We start from the raw sequence: 19,707 nt of genomic DNA on the forward strand, positions 1-19,707 counted from the left end.
ATGTCTCCCGCCCGAGCGGGTACAAGGCACCCCGCGGAGCTCGGGCGGCTGGGCGGGAGCGGGTGAGGGAGCGAGCTCCGCCGTGGGGCTCGCCGTGGGGGCTCACAAGGCAGGGGGGCAAGCCTCGCCGCGGACGTCGCCGAGCAGGCTCGCGAGGCGATGGCGGGGCAGCTCGCCGACGGCGCGCTCCACCTCCTGACCGGCGGCGTCGACCGTGAGGAACGTCGGCACGAAGCGCACGCCGTAGTGGGCCGCGAGGGCCTGCCCGCGAGGATCGTCGACCCGGACGCGCAGGACGGTGCCGGCCACCTTGGCGCAGCGCGCTTCGAGCTCCTTCACGAGCGGCGCCATGCGCTCGCACACGGCGCAGTGCGCGCTCTCGAACTCGATCAGCCGAGGCATCCCCTCGGGCAGCGCGGCGTCGCCGGGCTCGGCGGCGCCCTCCGGGGCCGCGCACGCCGAAGCGTGGTCGCCATCGCAGGGCGCGCCTGCGGCCACGGCCGCCGGCGCCGGCGAGAGGGCGTCCAGACGGCCGGTCGCGAACGCGATCCCGAGGACCACGAGCAGCGCCCCCGTCACGCGCTGGAGGATCGGCGTGGCCGGCATCAGGCGGCGCGCGAGCGCGACGGCCGCGGGCCCGACGAAGGCCGCGACGACGAGCGGCGCGGCGAGGCCCGCGGCGTAGGCGCCGAGCTGAACCGCGCCAGCGAGCGGGCTGGCCCCCGCGCTCGCCGCGTAGGTCAGCGCGGCGCCGAGCACCGGGCCGACGCACGGCGTCCACCCTGCCGCGAAGGCGATCCCGAACAGCATGCCTCCCCAGAAGCCGCCCGCGCCCGGCAGGCGGGCGAGGAGCGGGCGCGCCTCGCGCTCCAGCCACGGGAGGCGCAGCACGCCGAGGAGCTTCGCGCCGAAGACCGCCAGGATCGCGCCGGACGCGAGGGCGAGCGCGCGCCGGTGGGGCGCGAGGGCCGCGGCGATCGCCGACGCGCCGGCGCCGAGCGCGACGAGCACGAGCGCGAGGCCGATCGCGAAGCCGACGCCGGCGAGGCGCACGCTGCGGCTCACCGCCGCGCGGTCGGGACCGCCGAGCGCCCCGGCGCCGCCGAGGGCCGACAGGTAGACGGGGAGCATCGGGAGCACGCAGGGCGACGCGAACGTCAGCAGGCCTGCGACGAAGAGCGTCAGCAATGAACCGAGCGTCATGGGTCCTCGTGATGGGCTGAATCAGGGCCTGCCAAGCGCCGGCGCGAGCGCCGTCACGTCCACCTCGGCGACCGCGAGCACCGGCTGCTCCACGCTCCTCGCGCAGATGGCGTTGCCGAGCGGCCCCCGGGTGCACCCCACGCCGCGCCCCGCGAGCGCGCGCGCCGCGGTCGCGGCGTCGGACCCGGGGGGCGGCACGAACACCGTGAGCGGCTTGTCCCCGCTCGCGTACATGAGCGCCGCCGTGCGCGTCTGTCCGATCTGGCAGAGGCGCGCCCCGAGCAGCCGGGCGCCGGACACCGCCGGGACGGTCACCGCGTAGCCGAGCTTCCCCTCGAGCCATCCGGCGACGGCGCCCGGATCGGAGGACTCGTAGTCGCACGGGCGCTCGCGCGCGAAGCCGCGCACGTGGTGGCTGACGAGCTCGTCGGCCATCGCCGCGCCCACGCCGCGGCTCGGGCCGCCGACGAGCAGCGCCGCGGCGGCCGCGGTCGCGGCGAGGGCGGCCGTGATCGCGAAGGGGCGGCGGCGCGGCGACCGCGCGTTCCGCGCGGCGGCCTCCGCCCGATCGCGCAGGCGCTCCGGGACCTCCCCGTCCGCCTTCGCGACGAGCGCGCGCCGCACGCCGCCGAGGACCTCCGCGGCGCGCCGGCAGGGCCCGCAGCCGGCGACGTGCGCCTCGATCCGCGCGGCGTCCTCGGGCGTCACCTCGCTGTCGTGCCACGCCGAAATGTTCTCGAACCACTCGCGGTTGCACCCTGCCATGACGTCTCCTCGTGCCGTTCGGAGAGGCCCTCGATGAGCGCGAGCCGCGCCCGCGAGAGCCGTGATCGCACCGTGCCCACGGGGCACCCCTGGAGATCCGCGATCTCCTCGTAGGAAAGGTCCTCGACCTCCCGCAGGAGCAGCGCCTCGCGCCACTCCGGCGGCACGCGCGCGAGCGCGCGCTCGACCTCGTCCGCGAAGCCGCGTCCGAGGAGCTCCGCCTCCAGATCGCCCTGCGGCTCCGGCACCGACTCGGCGCCGCGGCCGCCCTCGATCACCTCGAGGCGCTGCCGGGCGCCGCGCGTCGCGTTGAGCAGCACCGATCGCTCGATGCGGAGCAGCCACGCCCGCATGCGACCCTCGTCGCGCAGGTCGGCGTGCCGCTCGATCGCGCGCACCACCGTCGCCTGCGCCAGATCCTCGGCGTCCTGCTCCGAGCGCGTCAGGCGGCGCGCCGCGCGCAGGAGGCACGGGAGCTCGGCGAGGAGCCGATCGACGAACGAGGCGTGGGGAAACGTGGGCATGGGGTGGAGGGGGAGCGGGAGGGCTTTCGCCGGCCTCGTTTCCCTGACACTCCCAGGACACGGCGGGGGCCGAGAAAAGTTCCCGACCCCCGCAGGAGCTCGACGGTGATTTAGCTCACGTGACGACCCGACCCGCGCTGAAGGCCCATGGGCCGGGCAGCCCGGCGAGATCTCCCGCGCGACGACGACCCCCACGCCGAGGCCCTTTTCTGGGCGCTCGAGCACCGGTCCGGGGACCCGCGCTCGCCGCGGACGCCTTTGCGCTGAACCGGCCAGGCTCGCGGCTGGACGTCCATCGGTCCCGTGACCCTCGACCCCAAACTCACGAGGCGAAAACGCGCATGAGTGTCGTGACCGAAATCAACGGTCAACCATCTTGACGCCTGCTGGCTGCGGGCGCGGGGACCGCCGCCGCCTCGGGCGCCGTCGAGCGCTTGTAGCGGCGGAGCGCCGATTCCCCGATCACCCGGGTGACGGCCGCCGCAGCGAGCGCCCCCGTCGCCACGGCGAAGGCCGGGTTCATCGTCGTCGCGAGGACGGCCACCGGAGCGGCGGCGCCGCCAGCGCACGCCGCCACCACGGCCGCGAGCTCCTTCACGCGATCGGATTCGTCGATATCCTTCCCGAAGAGCAGCGCGATCTCGAGGACAAGGTACAGGTGCATCCTGGTAAGGATGGATGTGCCTGCGACGAATCCCACGCCTTCGTACATGACGCCGAACCCAGGGATGATGGCGGGCGTATGGACGACGCCACCGGCGGCGAACGCGATCGCCGCGGTCGATCTGATCAGATGGCGTGCCTGCTGCTCGGGCGACTCGTCCGGATACATGCGCCGCACGCGATCCGCGACCGAGTGGATGCGGGATTTTCGTAGTCTCAGGACGAAGTAGAAAAAATCATCGGTGAACAGGCTCTGCTGACCCGCATGTTGCTGTGCGATCGCCATGGGTTGCTCCTCTGCTGGCGCTCTACGCGAAAGCCTCAAACGGATGTTTTCTCACCAGGAGATCGTCGGCGGAGCGCCGTCTCGCTACACGCCGGCGGCGATGGCTGCCGCAGGGCGCCGGGCGGAGGTTTCCGCACTGGCCCTTGCCGAAGGAGGGGACGACGCCACGGCAGACGAAATTGCGCTCACACATGATGGCCAGCGAGCTCCTCCCGGCTACTTTCTTTACTCATGCTCGGAAGCCAAGCGAGCGCCGTGCCAATCCGCGTCTACCGCTCCTCCTCATTCCCTGGTCCCGTGGCAAACGCAATAGGCTGGAGTCTCAAACCCTTGGGAACTAGCTCGTGGCCGCGCCGCGGCCGAGCTGCACGGGCGGCGGGGTCCGCGTGATGCTCCGCCAGGTGTCGACGGCCCAGTCCCGGTCCGACTCCTCCTTGCAGACGATGGTGCAGCGCGCGAGCCGGCCGGCCTCGGGGCACACCATGATGGCCATGAGCACCCAGCACGGCTCCGGCTCGTCATCGCTCTCGCCGTGCATCCACAGCGCGGCGCCCGCGATCTGGCCGTCCTCGTGCTCGTAGCGCAGCCCGGACATCTCGTGCGGCGGGAAGGTGTCCAGCACCTCCTTGGCCGTGAAGGGCGCGCCGTCGTGCCGCCGGTAGATCATCGACGAGAGCGAGACCTCGCGACGCTCGCCCGGATCGAACATCCGCAGCGTCTCCCCGCCGTACAGGAGCTCGGATTCGAAGGAGGGATCCACCTGGATGGCCCAGCCGCAGTGGAAGTAGAACCGGATCGGGATGAGCTCGCAGGTGGGCGGCATCGCGGCGCTCAGCGTAGGCGCTCCGCGCGTCGAGCGCACGTGAACCTGCCCCCCCGTCTGGCCGCCGGGGGCGCGCAGCCGCGAGGCGGCGGCGATGGGCCGGCAGCCGCCGCGCTCAGCCGGCGCTGGCAGCCGACGCGCTCAGCCGGCGATGCCGGGCCGCCCGGGCGAGAAGGGCGACAGATCCAGCGGCGGCTGCTCTCCCGCGACAAGCGCCGCCACGATCTTCGCGGTCACCGGGGCGAGGAGGACGCCGTTGCGGAAATGCCCTGTCGCGAAGACGAGGCGCTGGAGCTCCCCCTCGCCGAGGATCGGCAGATCGTCCTTGGTGTGCGGCCGGAGCCCGGCCCACGTCCGGCCGATCGGCGCGTCGCCGAGCGCGGGCGCGAGCTGCAGCGCCGCGGTCAGCAGATCGCGCACCGCGCGCGAGGTCACGGCGGTGACGTAGCCGGCGAACTCCATGGTCGCCCCGACCAGCACGCGCCCGTCGTCGCGCGGCGACAGGTAGCACCCGGGCCCGTAGACCACCTGCGTCAGCACCGGTGACGCCGGCGTGAGCTCGACGATCTGCCCGCGCGCCGGGCGCACCGCGGCGGGCGCGAGCCCCGAGGCCTCGAGCAGCGACGACCAGCTCCCCGCGGCGAGCACCGTCCAGCGCGCCTCCACCTTGGTCCCGTCCTCGAGCTGCGCACCGCGCGCCAGCTCGCGGTCGACCAGGACGCGCCGGACGGTCGCTCCGGTGCGGAACTGCACGCCGGCGCGCTCGGCCGCGATGCGCAGCGCGCGCATGAGCGACGGTGGGTCGATCCGCGCCTCGTCGGCGAACCACACGCCGCCGGCGACCTCCTGGCAGAGCGCCGGCGCGCGCGCCCGCGCCGCGTCGCCGTCGCAGATCTCCACGGCGAGGCCGGCTCCCCGCTGCCAGGCGACCTCGCGCGCGATCTCGTCGCGCCCGGACGGCGTGAGCGCCACGCGCAGCGCGCCGCACTGCCGGAAGCCCACGTCGATGCCCGTCGCCTCGGCGAGGGAGGCGGCGAGCTCCGGGTAAAGGCCCCGGCTCGCGAGGCAGAGCCGCGCGAGGGGGCCGTCGCCCGCGGCCTCGAGCTGGGGGCCGATGATGCCCGCCGCCGCCCAGGAGGCGCCCTCGCCCGGGTTGCGCTCGAGGACGCGGACGGACAGCCCGCGCCGCGCGAGGGCGAGCGCCGACGCGCACCCGGCCACGCCGCCGCCGATCACCACCACGTCGCTCATCGGCGCGTGCATAGCACGCCGGGCGCCGCGGGGAGACGTGCGGGAGCGCTGCGGGGGGGGCGGCGTAGCTAGCGGGCGCGGCGACGAGGGGCGGCGCGGAGCGCCTCGTCGAAGATGGAGTCGATCTCCTGGCGCGAGGCCTCGCCGTGGTCTCCGGCCTTCATCCGTTCCCAGACCGCCCAGACCTGGGCTCGCTGCCACTCCTCCGCCCGGCTGAGCTGCTCCGCGTCGTCGAGCTCCTGGACGCGCTCGCTGAGGAACGCGCGGATCGCGGGGGAGAGCCGCCGCCGGGCGCCGGCAAGCGGTGAGGGGAAGCGCCGCGGACGCCCGGCAGGGGTGGGGGGAAGCGCCGCGGACGCCCGGCAGGGGTGGGGGGAAGCGCCGCGGACGCCCGGCAGGGGTGGGGGGAAGCGCCGCGGACGCCCGGCAGGGGTGGGGGGAAGCGCCGCGGACGCCCGGCAGGGGTGAGGGGAAGCGCTGCGGACGCCCGGCAGGGTGCGGGAAGGGAGGAAGGGCGGGTGGACGGTGTGCTCGCGCGGGAGAAGGGGCTAGGGTTCTGAAGCAGCAGCAGGCTCGTATGCGGATCGTCATGGAAATCCCGGACGATGCGTTTCGTACGCCCAAGACCCCGCAGCAGGTCGCGGACGAGATGCGGCAGGCAGCGGCGGCTTTCTGGGTCGCTCGAGGGGACGTCGCGCCGGAAGCGGTGAACGACATTGCCGGGCCGCCCGTGCCCGAGAAGGAGGGCACGTTGATGGACCTCTTGTTGAGCATGCCGGACGTCGGGGATGACGCCGACTTCGAGCGGCCTGTGGACTACGGCCGGCCGGCCGTCGAGTTCGACTGAGGCATCACTGCCGCTGGAGCCTCCCTGTGCCCCAGGGGTAGCGCAGGGCTCGATCCCCAAGACAACCATCTCGGTCCGCACGAGAGTTCGAGGTATGCCGCCTTGACGCCTCTGCGCTCACCCGTGCGGCAGGGAGGGAGTGCGCGCGCAGTGACGCTACTCCGACGCCCCTCCTTCGCGCTCCTTGGCAGTCGCTGCGGATCCAGGCTCACTGGCCTCGGCCTCGGGGGGCATAGCCGCGGTTTCCGTTACCGCTGAGGTGGTTCCTGGAGGCGTCGAGGCAGTTCCTGGAGGCGTCGAGGCGGTTTTCGGTGCCGCGGCAGCGGTTTCTGGAGCCGTTGAGGCAGTTTCCGTGGCCGGGGTGGGGGACGCCGCAGCCGTTGGGGGGGCTTCCGTGGCCGGGGTGGCGGCTTTCGGAGCGACTGCAGCTCCCTGCGCCGCTGGCGTGGTCTCGGCGGCCGTTGCCGCCCCCTCGGCGGTCGTCGCCGTTCCCGCCGCAGTCCTGGGCGCCTTCGCTGCAGCCTTCGGCGTCCTTGCCGCCGGCTCCGGAGCCGCCGCGGCCGCCTCGCCGCCCGCCGGCGCTGCCTCCGCGGCTTTCGCCGGCGCCTCCGCGGCTTTCGCCGGCGCCTCCGCGGCTTTCGCCGGCGCCCCCGCCGCCTTCGCCTTCTTCTCCTTCGCCGCCTTCGCCTCGAGCGCGCCCGCCGCGATCGGCTCCCGCTTGCCGTGGCCGACCGCGCGCGGATCGCCGTACGGGAACGCCGCGCTGCCGCTCGCGTCGATCGGCTTGCGCGGCGCCTCCGGGTCCGTCGCCGGGCTCGGCGGCGGCGCGATCGGCCGCGGCGCGCGCAGCCGGTTGCCCGGGCCGGCCTGTGTCCAGACCTGCACGTCGCCGAGCACGCGCGTCCGGTTCGCCATCCGCCGCTGGCCCTTCGCGCCGAGCAGCCGCTCCAGGAAGGTCGGCGGCGACGTCGCGCCGGGCTCCCCCTTCACCCAGCACGTGTAGTCGCCGATCCCCGTGCCCCGGAACGTCTCGCGGCAGACCGCGATCCCGAGCTCGGCCGCGATCTCGCTGAGGAGCCGACCCGGCTCGGTCTCGACCGTCATGTGCTCGTTGACGAAGGTGATCCTGGGCATCGGTGGACGGGCAGCGTCCTGCTCCCCCGCGGCGAGCGCGTCAAGAACCGCCGCTCGCGTCCTTCGCGTCCCTCACGCGTCCTTCGCGTTCCTCACGCGCCCTTCGCGTCCCTCGCGTCCCGCACGCGGTGGAGCACCCGCGCGATCCCGAACAGATTCCAGCCCGCGAACCCGAGGAACAGCGCAAACAGCGCGACCGCCCAGCGCGACGCGCGCGGCGAGCTGCCGTCGATCAGCAGCCAGGCGTCGTCCGTGACGGCCGTCCCCGTCTGCTCCTCGACCTCGGCGGCCAGCCGCGCGTGCCGGATGCCCGCGCCCTTGAACGGCACGAGCCGCCCAGCGAACGAGCTCGGCGGCACGAACCGCGGACCCTCGAACCCCTCCGGCACTCGGATCTCCACCCACAGCCCCGGGTTGCCGGCCACCGGCGCCAGCCGGAACGAGTCGCCCTCCGCGGCGCGACCGTACCGGATCGCCCCGCGCGTCCCGAGCAAGCCCACGGCCCGCACGTACCGGTTCGCGAGCTCCGCCGTGGGGCGCAGCGGCGCGAGCTCCCCCACGTCCACGGGCCGGCCGGGCGACAGCGCATAGCGCGCCTCCCCGAAGAGGGCGACCGCCATCCACAGCGCGGCCACCGCGGTCACCGCCATCAGCACCACCGTGACCGTGCGCTCCTGCCGCGGCGGCGACGGCAGCGCGAGCAGCTCCGGATCCGGCCCCGTCACGTCGAGACCAGCGCCGCCCGGACCGCGCGGGCCGTGCGTCATGGATTCCAGGGTCGAGGTCGGGTCGGTGGGCACGCTTCGCCGAGTATACAGCCGGAGCGCCGGCCGCGGTGCAGGGAGCCGCGCCGCGCGCTCCCTCCTCATCCATCCCGCATCCATCCCGCGTCGCGCGCGGCCCTCGTCCATCCCGCGCGACGTGGGACGGGACGAGGGCGCGGGCCCCGCAGCACCCCGTCCAAGACAACCCGCGCCCGGCGCGGTTCCGGTCGACGCGCGCTTGCCCGCCCGCGGCGGCTTGCCTAGCCTAGCCGCGATGGCCTCGAAGAACGACAGCTCCATCGTCTGCCCGTCGTGCGGCGCGAACAACGCCTCGGTGACGGCGAGCGGGCGCTGCGTCGCGTGCGGCGCCCGGATGGGCTCGCTGCAGCCTCTCCGCGACGCCGACCTCGACCGCCAGCGCCGCTACCAGCAGGAGGGCTTCTCGATCCTCTGGTGCCTCATCGCCCTCGTTCTCCAGAGCGTCCTCACCGCGGCCCTCGTCGGCGGCCTCCCCATGATCGTGCAGCAGCTCGACTTCGAGGGGTCCAACGGGATGATCGTCGCCATCCCCGTCTGGTTCATCGGCGGCGTCCTCCTCGGCATGATCTCGCCCGGCAAGACCTTCATCGAGCCGGTCGTCGCCTCGTTCCTCGTCGCGATCCCGACCGTCTTCTACCTCCTGCAGAGCCAGACCGTCCGGACGATGCCGCTCTTCATGTACGTGATCATGGCGCTCATCGGCGTGCTGTTCACGCTGATCGGCTCCTACCTCGGCGAGCGCATCCAGATGGGCCCGCCCCCCGCGAAGCCGGCCGACTGAGGGCGCCCGGCGTGACGGCGAGGCCCGGCGCGACCAGGAGCGCAGGTGCAGCAGGGACGGCTGCGCGGCGGGCCGTGGCGGCGTTCGCCGCTGTCGCCGCCCTGGCGGCCGCCCCCGCGTGCGGCCGGTCGGCCGAGGAGCAGGAGGCCGACGCGTTGCTGCACGCCATCGACACCCTCCGCAACGCCCCCAGCGAGCCGCGGGCCGGGCGCGAGGCGCTGCTCGCGGAGCTCGAGCGGCAGCCCGCGTCGACCCCTCCGGCCGCCAGCGCCAGGGACACGTGCGCGCGGGCCTACCGCCTGCTGCTCGAGGCGACGGCCGCCGAGGCGCGCGTGCGCGCCCTGCTCGAGGCGCCCGCGGGGAGCGCCGGGCCCGCGGCGCTGTCCGATCTGACCGACCTCGCCGCGGCCGACGCCAAGGTCAAGGAGAGCGCCGAGGTCATGCCGAGGTGCGCCGAGGCGCTCGCGGGCCTCCGCCGCGCCCGGCGCGGGATGTGACCCGCGCCCGGCGCGGGATGTGACGGCCGCGCCGCGGCGCGCGGTGCGTCGTGGGGGCGCGCGCGGTGCGCGGGGGGGGGGCCCGCGCCGCCGAGAGAGATCGCTTCCGGCCGGGCAAGGGATCCGCGCTCGCGGTCCCCTGTGCTAAGACCGCCCTGCCATGTTCGACACGCTGACACGGGGCTTTCGTCAGGCCAGAAACCGCCTCGCCGGGCTCACGGAGCTCACCGAGAGCAACATCGACGCCGCGCTCCGCGAGGTGAGGCTGAGCCTGCTCGAGGCGGACGTCGAGATCGGGGTCGTCAAGACGTTCCTCGCCCGGGTCAAGCAGGCCGCGGTCGGCCGCACCCTGGAGACGCGCGTGAAGCACGCCGGCGAGGTCCACCAGGTCTCGGCGAGCGACCACTTCATCAAGATCTGCCACGACGAGCTCGAGGCGATGATGACCCACGAGGGCGACGAGATCGCCTGGGCCGACGGCGGGCCCACGGGCATCATGATGGTCGGCCTCCAGGGCTCCGGAAAGACGACGAGCTGCGCGAAGCTCTCGCGCTACCTCGAGAAGGCGGGGCGCAAGCCGCTGCTCGTCGCCGCCGACATGCAGCGCCCCGCCGCCGTCGAGCAGCTCAAGGTGCTCGGCGAGCAGCTCAAGATCCCCGTGTTCAACCTCCCCGGCGAGTCGCCCGTCGCGATCTGTGCCGCGGCCCGCGCCGAGGCGAAGCGGCTCGGCCGCGACGTCATCATCTACGACACCGCCGGCCGCCTCGCGATCGACGAGCCGCTCATGCAGGAGCTCGCCAAGATCAAGGAGGCGACGTCGCCGGAGAACATCTTCCTCGTGGTCGACGCGATGATCGGCCAGGACGCGGTGAAGACGGCGCGCGGCTTCAACGAGCGGCTGTCGATCAGCGGCGTCGTCCTGACGAAGCTCGACGGCGACGCCCGCGGCGGCGCGGCGCTCAGCATCAAGGAGGTCACCGGCGCGCCGGTCCTCTTCAGCGGCATCGGCGAGACGCCGGACAAGTTCGAGCCGTTCCGCGCGGACGGCATGGCGAGCCGCGTCCTCGGCATGGGCGACGTCGTCGGCCTGATGCAGGACTTCGAGGAGGTCGTCGACCAGAAGAAGGCCGAGAAGGACGCCGCGCGGATGCTCCAGGGCGACTTCACGCTCGACGACTTCCTCGACCAGGTGCGGATGATCCAGAAGATGGGGTCGCTGAAGGACCTCGTCGACAAGCTGCCCCTCGGCGGCATGTTCCCGGGCGGCCTGCCGCAGGACGTCAACCTGGACGACCGGGAGCTCGTCCGCATCCAGGCGATCATCCAGTCGATGACGCGCTTCGAGAAGGGCGACCCCTACGCGCTCGTCCGCGAGCCGAAGCGGGTGGACCGCATCGCCAAGGGCTCGGGCTCGAAGCCCGAGGCCGTGACCGAGCTCGTCCAGAAGTTCCTCTTCATGCGCCAGATGATGAGCGGCCTCGGCCAGAACATGGGCCTCATGGGCAAGATCCCGGGCATGAAGCAGATGGCCATGGCCAAGAACATGCGCGAGATGCAGAAGCAGATGATGGCCGGCGGCGGCATGCCCGGGATGGGGATGCCGGGCATGGGCGGCTTCCCGGGCATGGGTTTCCCGGGCATGGGCTTCCCGGGGATGGGGATGCCGGGCATGGGCGGCTTCCCGGGCGCCGGCGCCGGGGGCCCGACCATGACGAAGATGAAGACGCTCAGCGCCAGCGAGCGCAACGCCAAGAAGGCGCAGCGCAAGCGCGAGCGCGACGCCCGCAAGAAGGGGCGGAAGTAGCGGCGGCCGCGATGCGCCGCCCCTGCAGCCAGCGGCGCGCTGTCGGCGAGGCGCACGGCGCGGGCGCGCGCCGGCGAGCCCTCGGCCTGGTGGCGGCGGTGCTCGCCGCCTCGTGCTCCCGGGGCGGCGGGGGCGAGCAGGAGGCGGTGCCCGCCGGGGCCGCGGGCCGGGCGCCGGCGAGCAGCGGCGCGGGCGCCGGCCAGGGCCAGCGGAGGGCGCCTGCGGCCGTGAAGGAGCTCGAGGTGCGCAAGCTCGCGCCCGGCGCGGCGGTCACCATCGACGGCCGACTGGACGAGCCGGCGTGGCAGGCGGCGGCGAGGACAGGCCCGTTCGTCAACGTGGGCACCGGCCGCGAAGATCCGTCGCTGCCGACCCAGGGCGAGGCGCGGCTGCTCTGGGACGATGGATTCCTCTACGTCGGCTTCGACGTCGGCGACGCGACGATCACCGGAGGATTCCCGCAGGACGCGCGGGATCCGCACCTGTGGGAGCGGGACACGGTCGAGGTGATGATCGACCCGGACGGCGACGGGGACAACAAGGACTATTACGAGATCCAGATAAGCCCCCAGAACCTCGTCTTCGACTCGCAGTTCGACGACTACAACGCTCCGCGGGGCGGCCCGAGCGGGCCTTTCGGTCATCAGGAGTGGAGCGCTGGGCTGACGAGCGCGGTGGCGCTGAGGGGGACGATCGACGACGACTCGGACCAGGACCGAGGGTACGTGGTCGAGGCGAAGATCCCGTGGAGCGCGTTCGCCAAGGCGAGGTCGGCGCCGCCGTCGCCGGGGGACGCGTGGCGGATGAACTTCTACGCCATGCAGAACAACGGCGGCGCCGCGTGGTCGCCGATCCTGGGCGAGGGGAACTTCCACCGGGCGCGGCGGTTCGGGCGGGTGCGGTTCGTCGGGGCCGGGGGCGAGGCGGGCGGCGCGGGGGCGTCCGCGCGCGACGCGGGCCCGGCGCCCGCGACGGCGCCGCCCGGCGCGCCGAGCGCCGCGGGCGAAAGGCGAGGTGCCGCGGCGCCCTCCGCGTCGGCCGGTCCGAAGCCGGGCTACCGGGCCGATCCGCCGGACCGCTGAGCTGCGCGTCCGGCGTCTCGAGCGACAGAACAGGGAACCCCGTTGCGGCGCGAGCCCTCCGTGGAAAGGGAAACAGAGGATGTTCACGAAGCTCGGACTCCGGGATTTCAAGTCCTGGCGCGGCGCGCATGCGTTCGACCTCAGGCCGCTCACGCTGGTCCTCGGCGTCAACTCCGCCGGCAAGACGAGCCTGCTTCAGCCGCTCTTGCTCCTGAAGCAAACCATCGAGTCGCCCGACCGGCTCCTCTCGCTCAACCTCGGTGGACATCCCGGTGAGATGCTGGACCTCGGCAGGCTCTCCGACGTCGTCTCCGGGGGCGATGTGCGCGCCGGGCTCGGCTTCCGCCTGACGTTCGGGCCCGTGAGCATCGGAAAGGGGGCCGCGCCGCGCGCGCTCGACGCCGTGGACTACGAGGTGGAGTACGGCGCCGCCGAGGACGAGAATCCCTACGTGGAGCGGCTCTCGTACACCACCGGCGAGGGCGCCTACGCCGTCGCGCGCCAGCGAGACGGCGCCTACGCGCTCTCCGCGCCGGGCGGCCCCTTGCCGGACGACCGGCGGGCCCGGCGGACCTACGAGCCCGAGCGCTCCGTCGGCTTCTCGGCCGATGCGGTCGCCGCGCTCGGCGCCGCGGGGGCCGACGCGCAGGATCTCGCGCTCGCGCTGACGCGGGAGCTCCAGCGGCTCGCCTACCTCGGGCCCCACCGGAGCGTGCCCACGCGCCACTACGCCTGGACGGGGCGCTCGATCGGACAGCTCGGATCGAGCGGCGAGCACGCGATCCCGGCGCTGATCGCGAGCCTCGTCGGCCGCCACGCCGACGGGTCCGAGCGAGGCCGCCTCGTCGAGCAGGTCTCCGCGGGGCTCGCGCGGCTCGGGGTCGCGGACAGGATGGAGATCGAGCGCCAGGCGACGACGTTCTTCCAGGTCATGATCACCTTCCAGGGCCACCGGACCAACCTGCTCGACGTCGGGTTCGGGGTCTCCCAGGTCCTGCCCGTGGTCACCGCGGCGTACTTCGCGCCCGAGGGCTCGACGGTGATCATGTCGGAGCCCGAGCTCCACCTGCACCCGCTGGCGCAATCGGCGCTCGGCGATCTGCTCGTCGAGGCCGTGCGGGAGCGCAGGGTGCAGCTCCTCGTGGAGACGCACTCGGAGCACCTCTTCCGGCGGATCCAGACCCTGATGGCCGAGGAGCGCATCACGCCGGACGAGTGCGCCATGTACTTCGCGCGATGCAATGAGGGGGAGTCGGTGCTGGAGCCGCTCGAGGTGAACGAGTACGGTCGGGTCGCGAACTGGCCCGACAAGTTCTTCGGCGACACGGTGGGCGAGGTCGAGCGGCAGATGGAGCGGATGCTCGACCGCATGGAGAAGGACGAGCAGCGTGGCTGATCACGTCGTCGACACCAACGTGCTCATCGTCGCGAGCGCCGCCGACCCCGCCTCGCCGTTCAAGGACACGCACGTCCCCACGAGCGAGCGGAGGGTCGTCTTCGCGTGGCTCAAGGAGTTTCGAGCCGACGGCGCGCGCCGCCTGATCATGGACAGGGCCCGCGGCATCCTGCGCGAGTACAGGAAGAAGCTGACCGCCCAGGACTACGGCCTCGTCGTGGCGATGGAGAAGCTCCGGACGGCGGCGTTCGTCTCCGTGAAGTACGACGGCGAGTACGCCGTCGTACCCGAGGCGCTCGCGCGCTTCGACAACTCCGACAAGAAGCTCGTGGCGGCGCACCTCGCGCACCGCGCGGACGGCGGTCAGAGCACCATCGTGAACGCGTGCGACACCGACTGGCACGAGCACGAAGAGGCGCTCTCGGCAGAAGGGGTCATCGTGGAGCAGCTCCTCCCGGCGTGGTGCCAGAGGGAGTTCTGGCGCAAGAACCCCGAGAGGATGCCGCCCGGCGCCGGCGATCGAGACCAGGACGGCGCCGGCCCCCCCGACCACGGCGCCATGCGCTGAGCGCCGCGCCGCGGGCTCAGACCCGGGCCGCGTGGCTCGCCGTCGGGCGAGAAGCGCCCTGCTGCGTGCCCGCCAGGGCGGCGTCGCCCATCGTGCCCGCGGTCGAGCGGGTCGTCGGCTCGATGGCGCGCTGGACCCGGATCCGGTTGTGGACGTCCTCGACGCCCCGCACGCCCTCGGCGACGTGCTCGATGATGCGCTTGTGGTAGCGCTCGGGCACCGTGCCCTCGAGCGTGACCTCGTTGCTCTCCACCCGGACCGTGACGTCGCTCACGTCGATGTCGTCGCGGTCCGAGAGCATCTCGCAGAGGTCCTCCTGGATGCGCGCGTCCGAGCGCTTGTAGCCCTTCGGCCCGCGGCCGAACGCGCTGCGCACCCGATCTCCGACCTCGTGGAGCGCGTGGCCGACGCCCTCCAGCGCCGAGCGGCCGGACTCGCGGAGATCGTGGCTCTCGCCGCGGTACGGGCCGCCGCGCCAGTCCGCATCGGGGCCGTAGTCCGGGCTCACGACGCGGGTCATGCCGAGGTAATAGGCGCCGCCGAGGTTGAAGTTGTACGCGCTCCCCACGGGGGGGAGGGGATTGCCGCCGAGGCCGCGGCTGTGATCGCGGCCGCCGACGTAATCGCCGCCGCGATCGTCGTGGGGAAAGCCGCGCTCCTGGTCGCCGCGGCCACGGTCGCCGCCGGCGAAGCGGCCGTCATCGAGAGAGCGGCCCATGTCGTCGCGCTGCGTCGTGGGCCTGTACGTGCGACCGTGCTCACCACGCCCATCGCGGTGGTCGTGCAGGGCAGCCCCGTGGTCGTAGATCGGGCCCGCGCTGCGGCGCTCGTCGCGAGCCCAGCCGCGCTCGGTGATATGGCTCCGGTCGTCCCCGTAGCGCTGCTCCCAACGGCGCTCATTCCGTCCGTAGTCCGTGTCCCTGTCGAATCGATCTCGCATCCTGTGCCTCCTTTCTTCCTCGCGAGCAATGCACGTCAAACACGTCTCCGACGCGCGACAGCGCTGCGCGGCAGAACTCGCCACCCAGGTAGCGTGGATCACGAACATGGGCCACGTCGTCGCCCCTTGCCACCGGGGAGAACCCTTCGTCTCGTGCCGGGGTGATCCCGAAGATGGCGAGTCACCGGATCAGCACAGAAGAGCCTGCTTTGAGGGATGGACATCCCCGGCGCCGCCGGCAGGACCCCGGGTTCCGCGCTCGAGCACGAGCTCTAGCCTCGCGGGGTCCTCCTCGACCGGCGACATCGCTACTGCTCTGCGCCGATCTCGCCGAGGAAGTCGTTGTAGGCGTCGACCTTGCCCGACGGGACCACGCCGACGCCGAGGTCGAACAGGCTGCCTTCGACGAGCTGAGGCGCGAGGATCTCCTTGACCGCGTCGAGGCCGATGCTCTTGATGCCGTAGACGATGTAGGGACCGAGGTACCCCTCGTAGTACTGCCGCTGGACGTGTGTGGCCCTGATGCGGCCCTGGCGCATGTAATCGGCGGTCTGAGGCGCGAAGTCGAAGGTGACGATGGGGAGGCCCGTCGCGCGCGCGGCGTCCGCGGCCAGCACGCATCGATACGAGTCGCTGAACATCCCGATCAGGCCCACGACGGGCGGGTCCGCGTCCTCGATCTCGCCCCTCATCACCTCGACGTCCTTGGCTTCGTCATCATAGATGGACTGGTGCACCAGAACGTCGTAACCGGCCTTCTCGAACACGTCCCGGGCGCCGTCGGTTCGATGGACACCGTCGAGCCAGATCGGGTCGGCCCAGCCGTGGATGAGCACCGTGCCCGGCCCCTCGGGCAGCATCGGGAGCAGGGTGTCCCCCGCCGCTTCTCCGGCAGAATAGCTGCGTATCCCGACGTGGATCGGGCGATTCGAGCTCGCCAGGTCCGTGTCGAGCGTCACCACGGGGATCCCCTTCGCGATGGCCCCGTCGAGCGCGGTCGCGTTGCCTTCGCCGAAGGGCGTGATGGCTATCCCCTCGGCGCCTTCCGCCAACGCATGTCGTATCTGCTCCGTCTGGAGCTTCGTCAATTGCTCTTGATCTGCCGAAGCATCGGTGGACCCGAGCACGTTCCCCGTGGCCCTCCCGGAGACCCCGAGCTCACCCATGGCTCGGTTCGCGCCCGTGGCGATCGGCGCAAAGAAGTCGTGGAGGGACTTCAGCAACACCGCGATCTGCATCGATTGAATCGAGCTCTTGTTGATCTCGGCGACGAGCTCGTCGAGCGTCGCCTCGATCTCCACCGGGATGAACTCGTTCGGAGAAAGCGGTATTCGCTTGATGGGTGCGGCTGCCGACGCCGCGTCCGTATCGCTCGCGCCGCATGCCGCCGTCGTCAGCACGAGCCCGACGGCGGCTGCCCAAGTTCGCCCAGTCATCGTCATGAGACCCCTCCTGATACGTCGTCGCTCGTTCGTACGTGGTTCGTACGGTCGCGCGCGCTGCCCTCGCGCGCAGATACGGTCGCGCGCGCTGCCCTCGCGCGCAGATCAGACCTGTAACGAGCTAAGAGACACGGCATCACAGCGATGAGCGGCCTGTCAAGTGGCGCCCAAGGAAGAAGCTTCAGATCTGGATTGGGGATCACGCGAAGCTGCTGTGGAAACCCATGTGGTCAGGATCCATCCTGGGAGATCGCGGTACTTGTACGTGGTTGGCGGCTCCTCTGCCAGCGTCACGGCGCCGCTCATGGACGCCGCCATGAGCGGCTGAGTGGCACCCGCGCGCCTCGGGCCTCCAGCCGGCGAGCGCGCGGCCGATCGAGGCGAGCAGCCTGCGCAGCGGCGCGCCGGCGAGGTGCCGCGCCGCCGCCCGCGCTCGGGGCGTCGAGGCGCGTTGAGGCGCGTCGACAGCGCCTTCGCAGCAAAGCGGGCCCATGTGGCAGCCGCTGCGCTAAGCTCCGCGCCCTGTGCCCGTCCTCACCGCTCACGATCTCCACAAAGCCTTCGGCCCGCAGACCATCCTCGACGGCGTCACCGTCACCATCCGCACGGGCGAGCGCGTCGGCCTCGTCGGACTGAACGGCTCCGGTAAGAGTACGCTCGCCCGCATCCTCGCGGGCGTCGAGCAGCCGGACGGCGGCACCATCTCCCGCCGCCGCGGCGCCGAGATCGGCGTGCTCTCCCAGGACCCGGTCTTCGAGCCGTCGGACACCGCGCGCGACGTGGTGCTCGCCGGGCTCTCCGCGTGGCACGCCGCCAAGGCCCGCCACGACGAGGTGAGCCGCGCGCTGGCCGCCGGCGCGGGCGACGCCGAGGCGCTGCTCGCCGAGCAGGCCGAGGCCGCGGCCGACGTCGAGCGGCTCGGCGGGTGGGACATGATGCACCGGGTCGACGCCATCATCGGCCACGTCGGCGTCACCCGGCCCGACGCGCCCATGAGCGTGCTCAGCGGCGGCGACCGCCGGCGCGTCGCCCTCGCCCGCCTGCTCGTCTCTCGGCCCGCCCTCGCCGTGCTCGACGAGCCCAGCAACCACCTCGACGTCGAGACCGTCGAGTGGCTCGAGCGCTACCTCGTCGAGGAGCACCCCGGCGCCCTCCTCCTCATCACCCACGATCGCTACCTGCTCGACCGGGTCGTCGAGCGGACGCTCGAGATCGACAAGGGCAAGGTCTACAGCTACGACGGCGGTTACGAGGAGTACCTCGAGCAGAAGGCCGAGCGGCTCGCGCTCGAGGCCCGCACCGAGTCGAACCGGCAGAACTTCCTGCGCACCGAGCTCGAGTGGCTGCGGCGCCAGCCGAAGGCGCGCACCGGCAAGCAGAAGGCGCGCATCCAGCGCGCCGAGACGACCAAGGCCGCCCCGCCGCCGAAGGCCGAGCGCACCGCGCAGCTCTCGGTCGAGTCGGTGCGCACCGGCAAGACCATCCTCGAGCTGAAGAAGCTCGGCCTCGCGGTCGACGGCAAATGGCTCGTGCGCGGCCTCGACTTCTCCCTGACCAAGGGCGAGCGCGTCGGCATCGTCGGCCGCAACGGGACGGGCAAGACCACGATGCTCCGGGCGATCCTCGGCCAGCTCGAGGCCGGAGCCGACGGCGCGGCGCTCTCCGACGCGGACGGGCCCACCATGGAAGGCGAGGTCGTGCTCGGAAAGAACACGAGCGTCGCCTACTTCGACCAGCACCGCAGCGGGCTCGACCTCGACAAATCGATCTTCGAGAACATCGCGGGCTCGCACACGCGCGTCGAGGTCGGCGGCCGATCCATGGACGTGCGCAGCTACCTGGAGCGGTTCCTCTTCGATCCGAACAAGGCGCGGCAGCCGGTGGGCTCGCTCTCCGGCGGCGAGCGGGCGCGGGTCGCCCTGGCGAAGATGCTCACCCAGAGCGTCAACGTGATCATCCTCGACGAGCCCACGAACGACCTCGACGTGATGACCCTGGCCGCGCTCGAGGAGATGCTCATCGAGCTCGATGGCTCGGCGCTCGTCGTGACCCACGACCGCTGGTTCCTGAACCGGGTGGCGACCTCGATCCTCGCGTTCGAGGGCGGCGGCCGGGTGGTGCGGTACGCGGGCAACTACGACGCCTACCGCGAGCAGCGCGCCCACACCGCGGCCGAGGCGGAAGCGGAGGCGGCGGCGCGGGCCGCGAAGCCGCAGGCCGCGGAGCCCCGGCCGGCGCAGGCGGCGGCGAAGCCCGCGGCGCGGGCCGGCGACAAGCCGAAGCTCACGTTCGCCGAGCGGACCGAGCTCGAGGGCATCGTCGGACGGATCGACGCGGCCGAGCAGAAGGTCGCGGAGCTCGAGGCCAAGCTCGCCGATCCGACGCTCTACGCGAGCCGCGGCGCGGACGTCGCGGGGCTGCTCTCCGAGCTCGATCGCGAAAAGCAGGAGGCCGCGCGCCTCGTCAGCCGGTGGGAGGAGCTCGAGACGAAGCGCGAGGCCGCCGGCAAGGGGTGACCGGCCGCGCCGGCGCGTGGGACGACGGGCCGCGCCGGCGCGTGGGCGACCGGCCGCGCCGGCGCGCGCGACGGCCCTTGTCGGCGCTCGGCCGCCCGGCGACCATGGCCCCATGATGACCGTGTTCGAGGTGTACCTCGCCCCGGGGACAGCCACCGCCAACCTGCTCAGCGCCGAGGTGCTGCGCGAGACCGGCGCGCAGATCATGACGCTCCAGGAAGCGGAGCAGGTCGGCTTCCACGGCCTGCAGGCGCTGGACGGCGCCGGCGACCTCCGGCTCATCGCCGTGCGCGCGCGCGACGCGGCCTGGATCCACCGCTGCCTGGAGACCAGCGGGGCGGTCGTCTCGTTCCGGGCCCACCAGGTCGACTGAGCCGGCCCC

19 protein-coding genes are annotated in these 19,707 nt (G+C 72.9%); 9 read left to right on the forward strand and 10 right to left on the reverse strand.

The features are described 5' to 3' along the window. Positions 1-102 precede the first annotated feature (102 nt). From WMF20_RS47855 to thiO, 6 genes are all read right to left on the reverse strand, one after another. The gene (locus WMF20_RS47855) at positions 103-1,203 is read right to left on the reverse strand and encodes a cytochrome c biogenesis protein/redoxin (RefSeq protein ID WP_437608508.1); all 1,101 of its coding nucleotides are present in this window, start codon (positions 1,201-1,203) and stop codon (positions 103-105) included. A gap of 21 nt (positions 1,204-1,224) precedes the next feature. Continuing rightward, positions 1,225-1,968, reverse strand: coding sequence for a zf-HC2 domain-containing protein (locus tag WMF20_RS47860; RefSeq protein WP_437608510.1), 744 nt, complete (start codon positions 1,966-1,968; stop codon positions 1,225-1,227). Next, entirely contained in the window at positions 1,908-2,492 is a 585-nt protein-coding gene (locus WMF20_RS47865; RefSeq protein ID WP_129580500.1) for an RNA polymerase sigma factor, read from the reverse strand. Before WMF20_RS47865 ends, WMF20_RS47860 begins: the two co-directional genes overlap by 61 nt. A gap of 367 nt (positions 2,493-2,859) precedes the next feature. Then, positions 2,860-3,441 carry a hypothetical protein gene (locus tag WMF20_RS47870; protein WP_129580501.1) on the reverse strand — a complete coding sequence of 194 codons (582 nt, stop codon included), beginning with the start codon at positions 3,439-3,441 and terminating at the stop codon, positions 2,860-2,862. 337 nt (positions 3,442-3,778) lie between these two features. Further along, on the reverse strand, positions 3,779-4,264 hold the full coding sequence (locus WMF20_RS47875; protein WP_129580502.1) for a hypothetical protein: 486 nt from the start codon (positions 4,262-4,264) through the stop codon (positions 3,779-3,781). Positions 4,265-4,405: 141 nt separating this feature from the next. Next, complete coding sequence (thiO, locus tag WMF20_RS47880) at positions 4,406-5,515, reverse strand: glycine oxidase ThiO (RefSeq protein WP_437608513.1); 1,110 nt, start codon at positions 5,513-5,515, stop codon at positions 4,406-4,408. Positions 5,516-6,092: 577 nt separating this feature from the next. Between thiO and WMF20_RS47885 the strand changes: the two genes are divergently transcribed. After that, the gene (locus WMF20_RS47885; RefSeq protein ID WP_437608515.1) at positions 6,093-6,362 is read left to right on the forward strand and encodes a hypothetical protein; all 270 of its coding nucleotides are present in this window, start codon (positions 6,093-6,095) and stop codon (positions 6,360-6,362) included. Between the two features lie 156 nt (positions 6,363-6,518). Here WMF20_RS47885 and WMF20_RS47890 read toward each other — a convergent pair whose 3' ends face one another. Together WMF20_RS47890 and WMF20_RS47895 are read right to left on the reverse strand one after the other, a co-directional pair. Next, positions 6,519-7,352, reverse strand: coding sequence for a hypothetical protein (locus WMF20_RS47890; protein WP_437608517.1), 834 nt, complete (start codon positions 7,350-7,352; stop codon positions 6,519-6,521). Positions 7,353-7,588: 236 nt separating this feature from the next. Next, positions 7,589-8,296 (reverse strand): hypothetical protein, encoded by a 708-nt coding sequence (locus WMF20_RS47895; protein WP_437608519.1) that lies wholly within the window; start codon positions 8,294-8,296, stop codon positions 7,589-7,591. 238 nt (positions 8,297-8,534) lie between these two features. Here WMF20_RS47895 and WMF20_RS47900 point away from each other — a divergent pair, with 238 nt between their 5' ends. From WMF20_RS47900 to WMF20_RS47925, 6 genes are all read left to right on the forward strand, one after another. Further along, positions 8,535-9,080: a hypothetical protein gene (locus WMF20_RS47900; protein WP_129580507.1), complete on the forward strand. Its 546-nt coding sequence runs from the start codon at positions 8,535-8,537 to the stop codon at positions 9,078-9,080. Positions 9,081-9,091: 11 nt separating this feature from the next. Continuing rightward, positions 9,092-9,577, forward strand: coding sequence for a hypothetical protein (locus WMF20_RS47905; protein WP_437608521.1), 486 nt, complete (start codon positions 9,092-9,094; stop codon positions 9,575-9,577). A 160-nt stretch (positions 9,578-9,737) separates the two neighbouring features. After that, entirely contained in the window at positions 9,738-11,381 is a 1,644-nt protein-coding gene (ffh, locus tag WMF20_RS47910; protein WP_437608523.1) for a signal recognition particle protein, read from the forward strand. A gap of 11 nt (positions 11,382-11,392) precedes the next feature. Beyond that, positions 11,393-12,463 (forward strand): carbohydrate-binding family 9-like protein, encoded by a 1,071-nt coding sequence (locus WMF20_RS47915; RefSeq protein WP_437608525.1) that lies wholly within the window; start codon positions 11,393-11,395, stop codon positions 12,461-12,463. Between the two features lie 79 nt (positions 12,464-12,542). Continuing rightward, positions 12,543-13,859, forward strand: a complete 1,317-nt coding sequence (locus WMF20_RS47920; RefSeq protein WP_437608527.1) for a DUF3696 domain-containing protein — start codon at positions 12,543-12,545, stop codon at positions 13,857-13,859. Then, complete coding sequence (locus tag WMF20_RS47925) at positions 13,852-14,427, forward strand: hypothetical protein (RefSeq protein ID WP_437608529.1); 576 nt, start codon at positions 13,852-13,854, stop codon at positions 14,425-14,427. Before WMF20_RS47920 ends, WMF20_RS47925 begins: the two co-directional genes overlap by 8 nt. Before the next feature lie 16 nt (positions 14,428-14,443). Here the strand turns inward: WMF20_RS47925 and WMF20_RS47930 are convergent, their stop codons facing one another. Next, positions 14,444-15,367 carry a BON domain-containing protein gene (locus tag WMF20_RS47930; RefSeq protein ID WP_437608531.1) on the reverse strand — a complete coding sequence of 308 codons (924 nt, stop codon included), beginning with the start codon at positions 15,365-15,367 and terminating at the stop codon, positions 14,444-14,446. A 308-nt stretch (positions 15,368-15,675) separates the two neighbouring features. After that, positions 15,676-16,809 (reverse strand): substrate-binding domain-containing protein, encoded by a 1,134-nt coding sequence (locus WMF20_RS47935; RefSeq protein ID WP_437608533.1) that lies wholly within the window; start codon positions 16,807-16,809, stop codon positions 15,676-15,678. A gap of 524 nt (positions 16,810-17,333) precedes the next feature. On the opposite strand from WMF20_RS47935, the gene WMF20_RS47940 reads away from it, so the two are divergent. Together WMF20_RS47940 and WMF20_RS47945 are read left to right on the forward strand one after the other, a co-directional pair. Next, the gene (locus WMF20_RS47940; RefSeq protein WP_437608535.1) at positions 17,334-19,325 is read left to right on the forward strand and encodes an ABC-F family ATP-binding cassette domain-containing protein; all 1,992 of its coding nucleotides are present in this window, start codon (positions 17,334-17,336) and stop codon (positions 19,323-19,325) included. Positions 19,326-19,437: 112 nt separating this feature from the next. Further along, a complete protein-coding gene (locus WMF20_RS47945; protein WP_437608537.1) occupies positions 19,438-19,698 on the forward strand; it encodes a hypothetical protein in 261 nt (86 codons plus the stop codon). Positions 19,699-19,707 lie beyond the last annotated feature (9 nt).

It is taken from the genome of Sorangium sp. So ce834 (genome assembly GCF_051521425.1).
Lineage (GTDB): Bacteria > Myxococcota_A > Polyangia > Polyangiales > Polyangiaceae > Sorangium > Sorangium cellulosum_D.

Bases quoted from the DNA above. Each gene is read 5' to 3' on its own strand.
- WMF20_RS47855 (WP_437608508.1), bottom strand. From the start codon at position 1,203: ATGACGCTCGGTTCATTGCTGACGCTCTTCGTCGCAGGCCTGCTGACG.
- WMF20_RS47860 (WP_437608510.1), bottom strand. From the start codon at position 1,968: ATGGCAGGGTGCAACCGCGAGTGGTTCGAGAACATTTCGGCGTGGCAC.
- WMF20_RS47865 (WP_129580500.1), bottom strand. From the start codon at position 2,492: ATGCCCACGTTTCCCCACGCCTCGTTCGTCGATCGGCTCCTCGCCGAG.
- WMF20_RS47870 (WP_129580501.1), bottom strand. From the start codon at position 3,441: ATGGCGATCGCACAGCAACATGCGGGTCAGCAGAGCCTGTTCACCGAT.
- WMF20_RS47875 (WP_129580502.1), bottom strand. From the start codon at position 4,264: ATGCCGCCCACCTGCGAGCTCATCCCGATCCGGTTCTACTTCCACTGC.
- thiO (WP_437608513.1), bottom strand. From the start codon at position 5,515: ATGAGCGACGTGGTGGTGATCGGCGGCGGCGTGGCCGGGTGCGCGTCG.
- WMF20_RS47885 (WP_437608515.1), top strand. From the start codon at position 6,093: ATGCGGATCGTCATGGAAATCCCGGACGATGCGTTTCGTACGCCCAAG.
- WMF20_RS47900 (WP_129580507.1), top strand. From the start codon at position 8,535: ATGGCCTCGAAGAACGACAGCTCCATCGTCTGCCCGTCGTGCGGCGCG.
- ffh (WP_437608523.1), top strand. From the start codon at position 9,738: ATGTTCGACACGCTGACACGGGGCTTTCGTCAGGCCAGAAACCGCCTC.
- WMF20_RS47915 (WP_437608525.1), top strand. From the start codon at position 11,393: ATGCGCCGCCCCTGCAGCCAGCGGCGCGCTGTCGGCGAGGCGCACGGC.
- WMF20_RS47920 (WP_437608527.1), top strand. From the start codon at position 12,543: ATGTTCACGAAGCTCGGACTCCGGGATTTCAAGTCCTGGCGCGGCGCG.
- WMF20_RS47930 (WP_437608531.1), bottom strand. From the start codon at position 15,367: ATGCGAGATCGATTCGACAGGGACACGGACTACGGACGGAATGAGCGC.
- WMF20_RS47935 (WP_437608533.1), bottom strand. From the start codon at position 16,809: ATGACGATGACTGGGCGAACTTGGGCAGCCGCCGTCGGGCTCGTGCTG.
- WMF20_RS47945 (WP_437608537.1), top strand. From the start codon at position 19,438: ATGATGACCGTGTTCGAGGTGTACCTCGCCCCGGGGACAGCCACCGCC.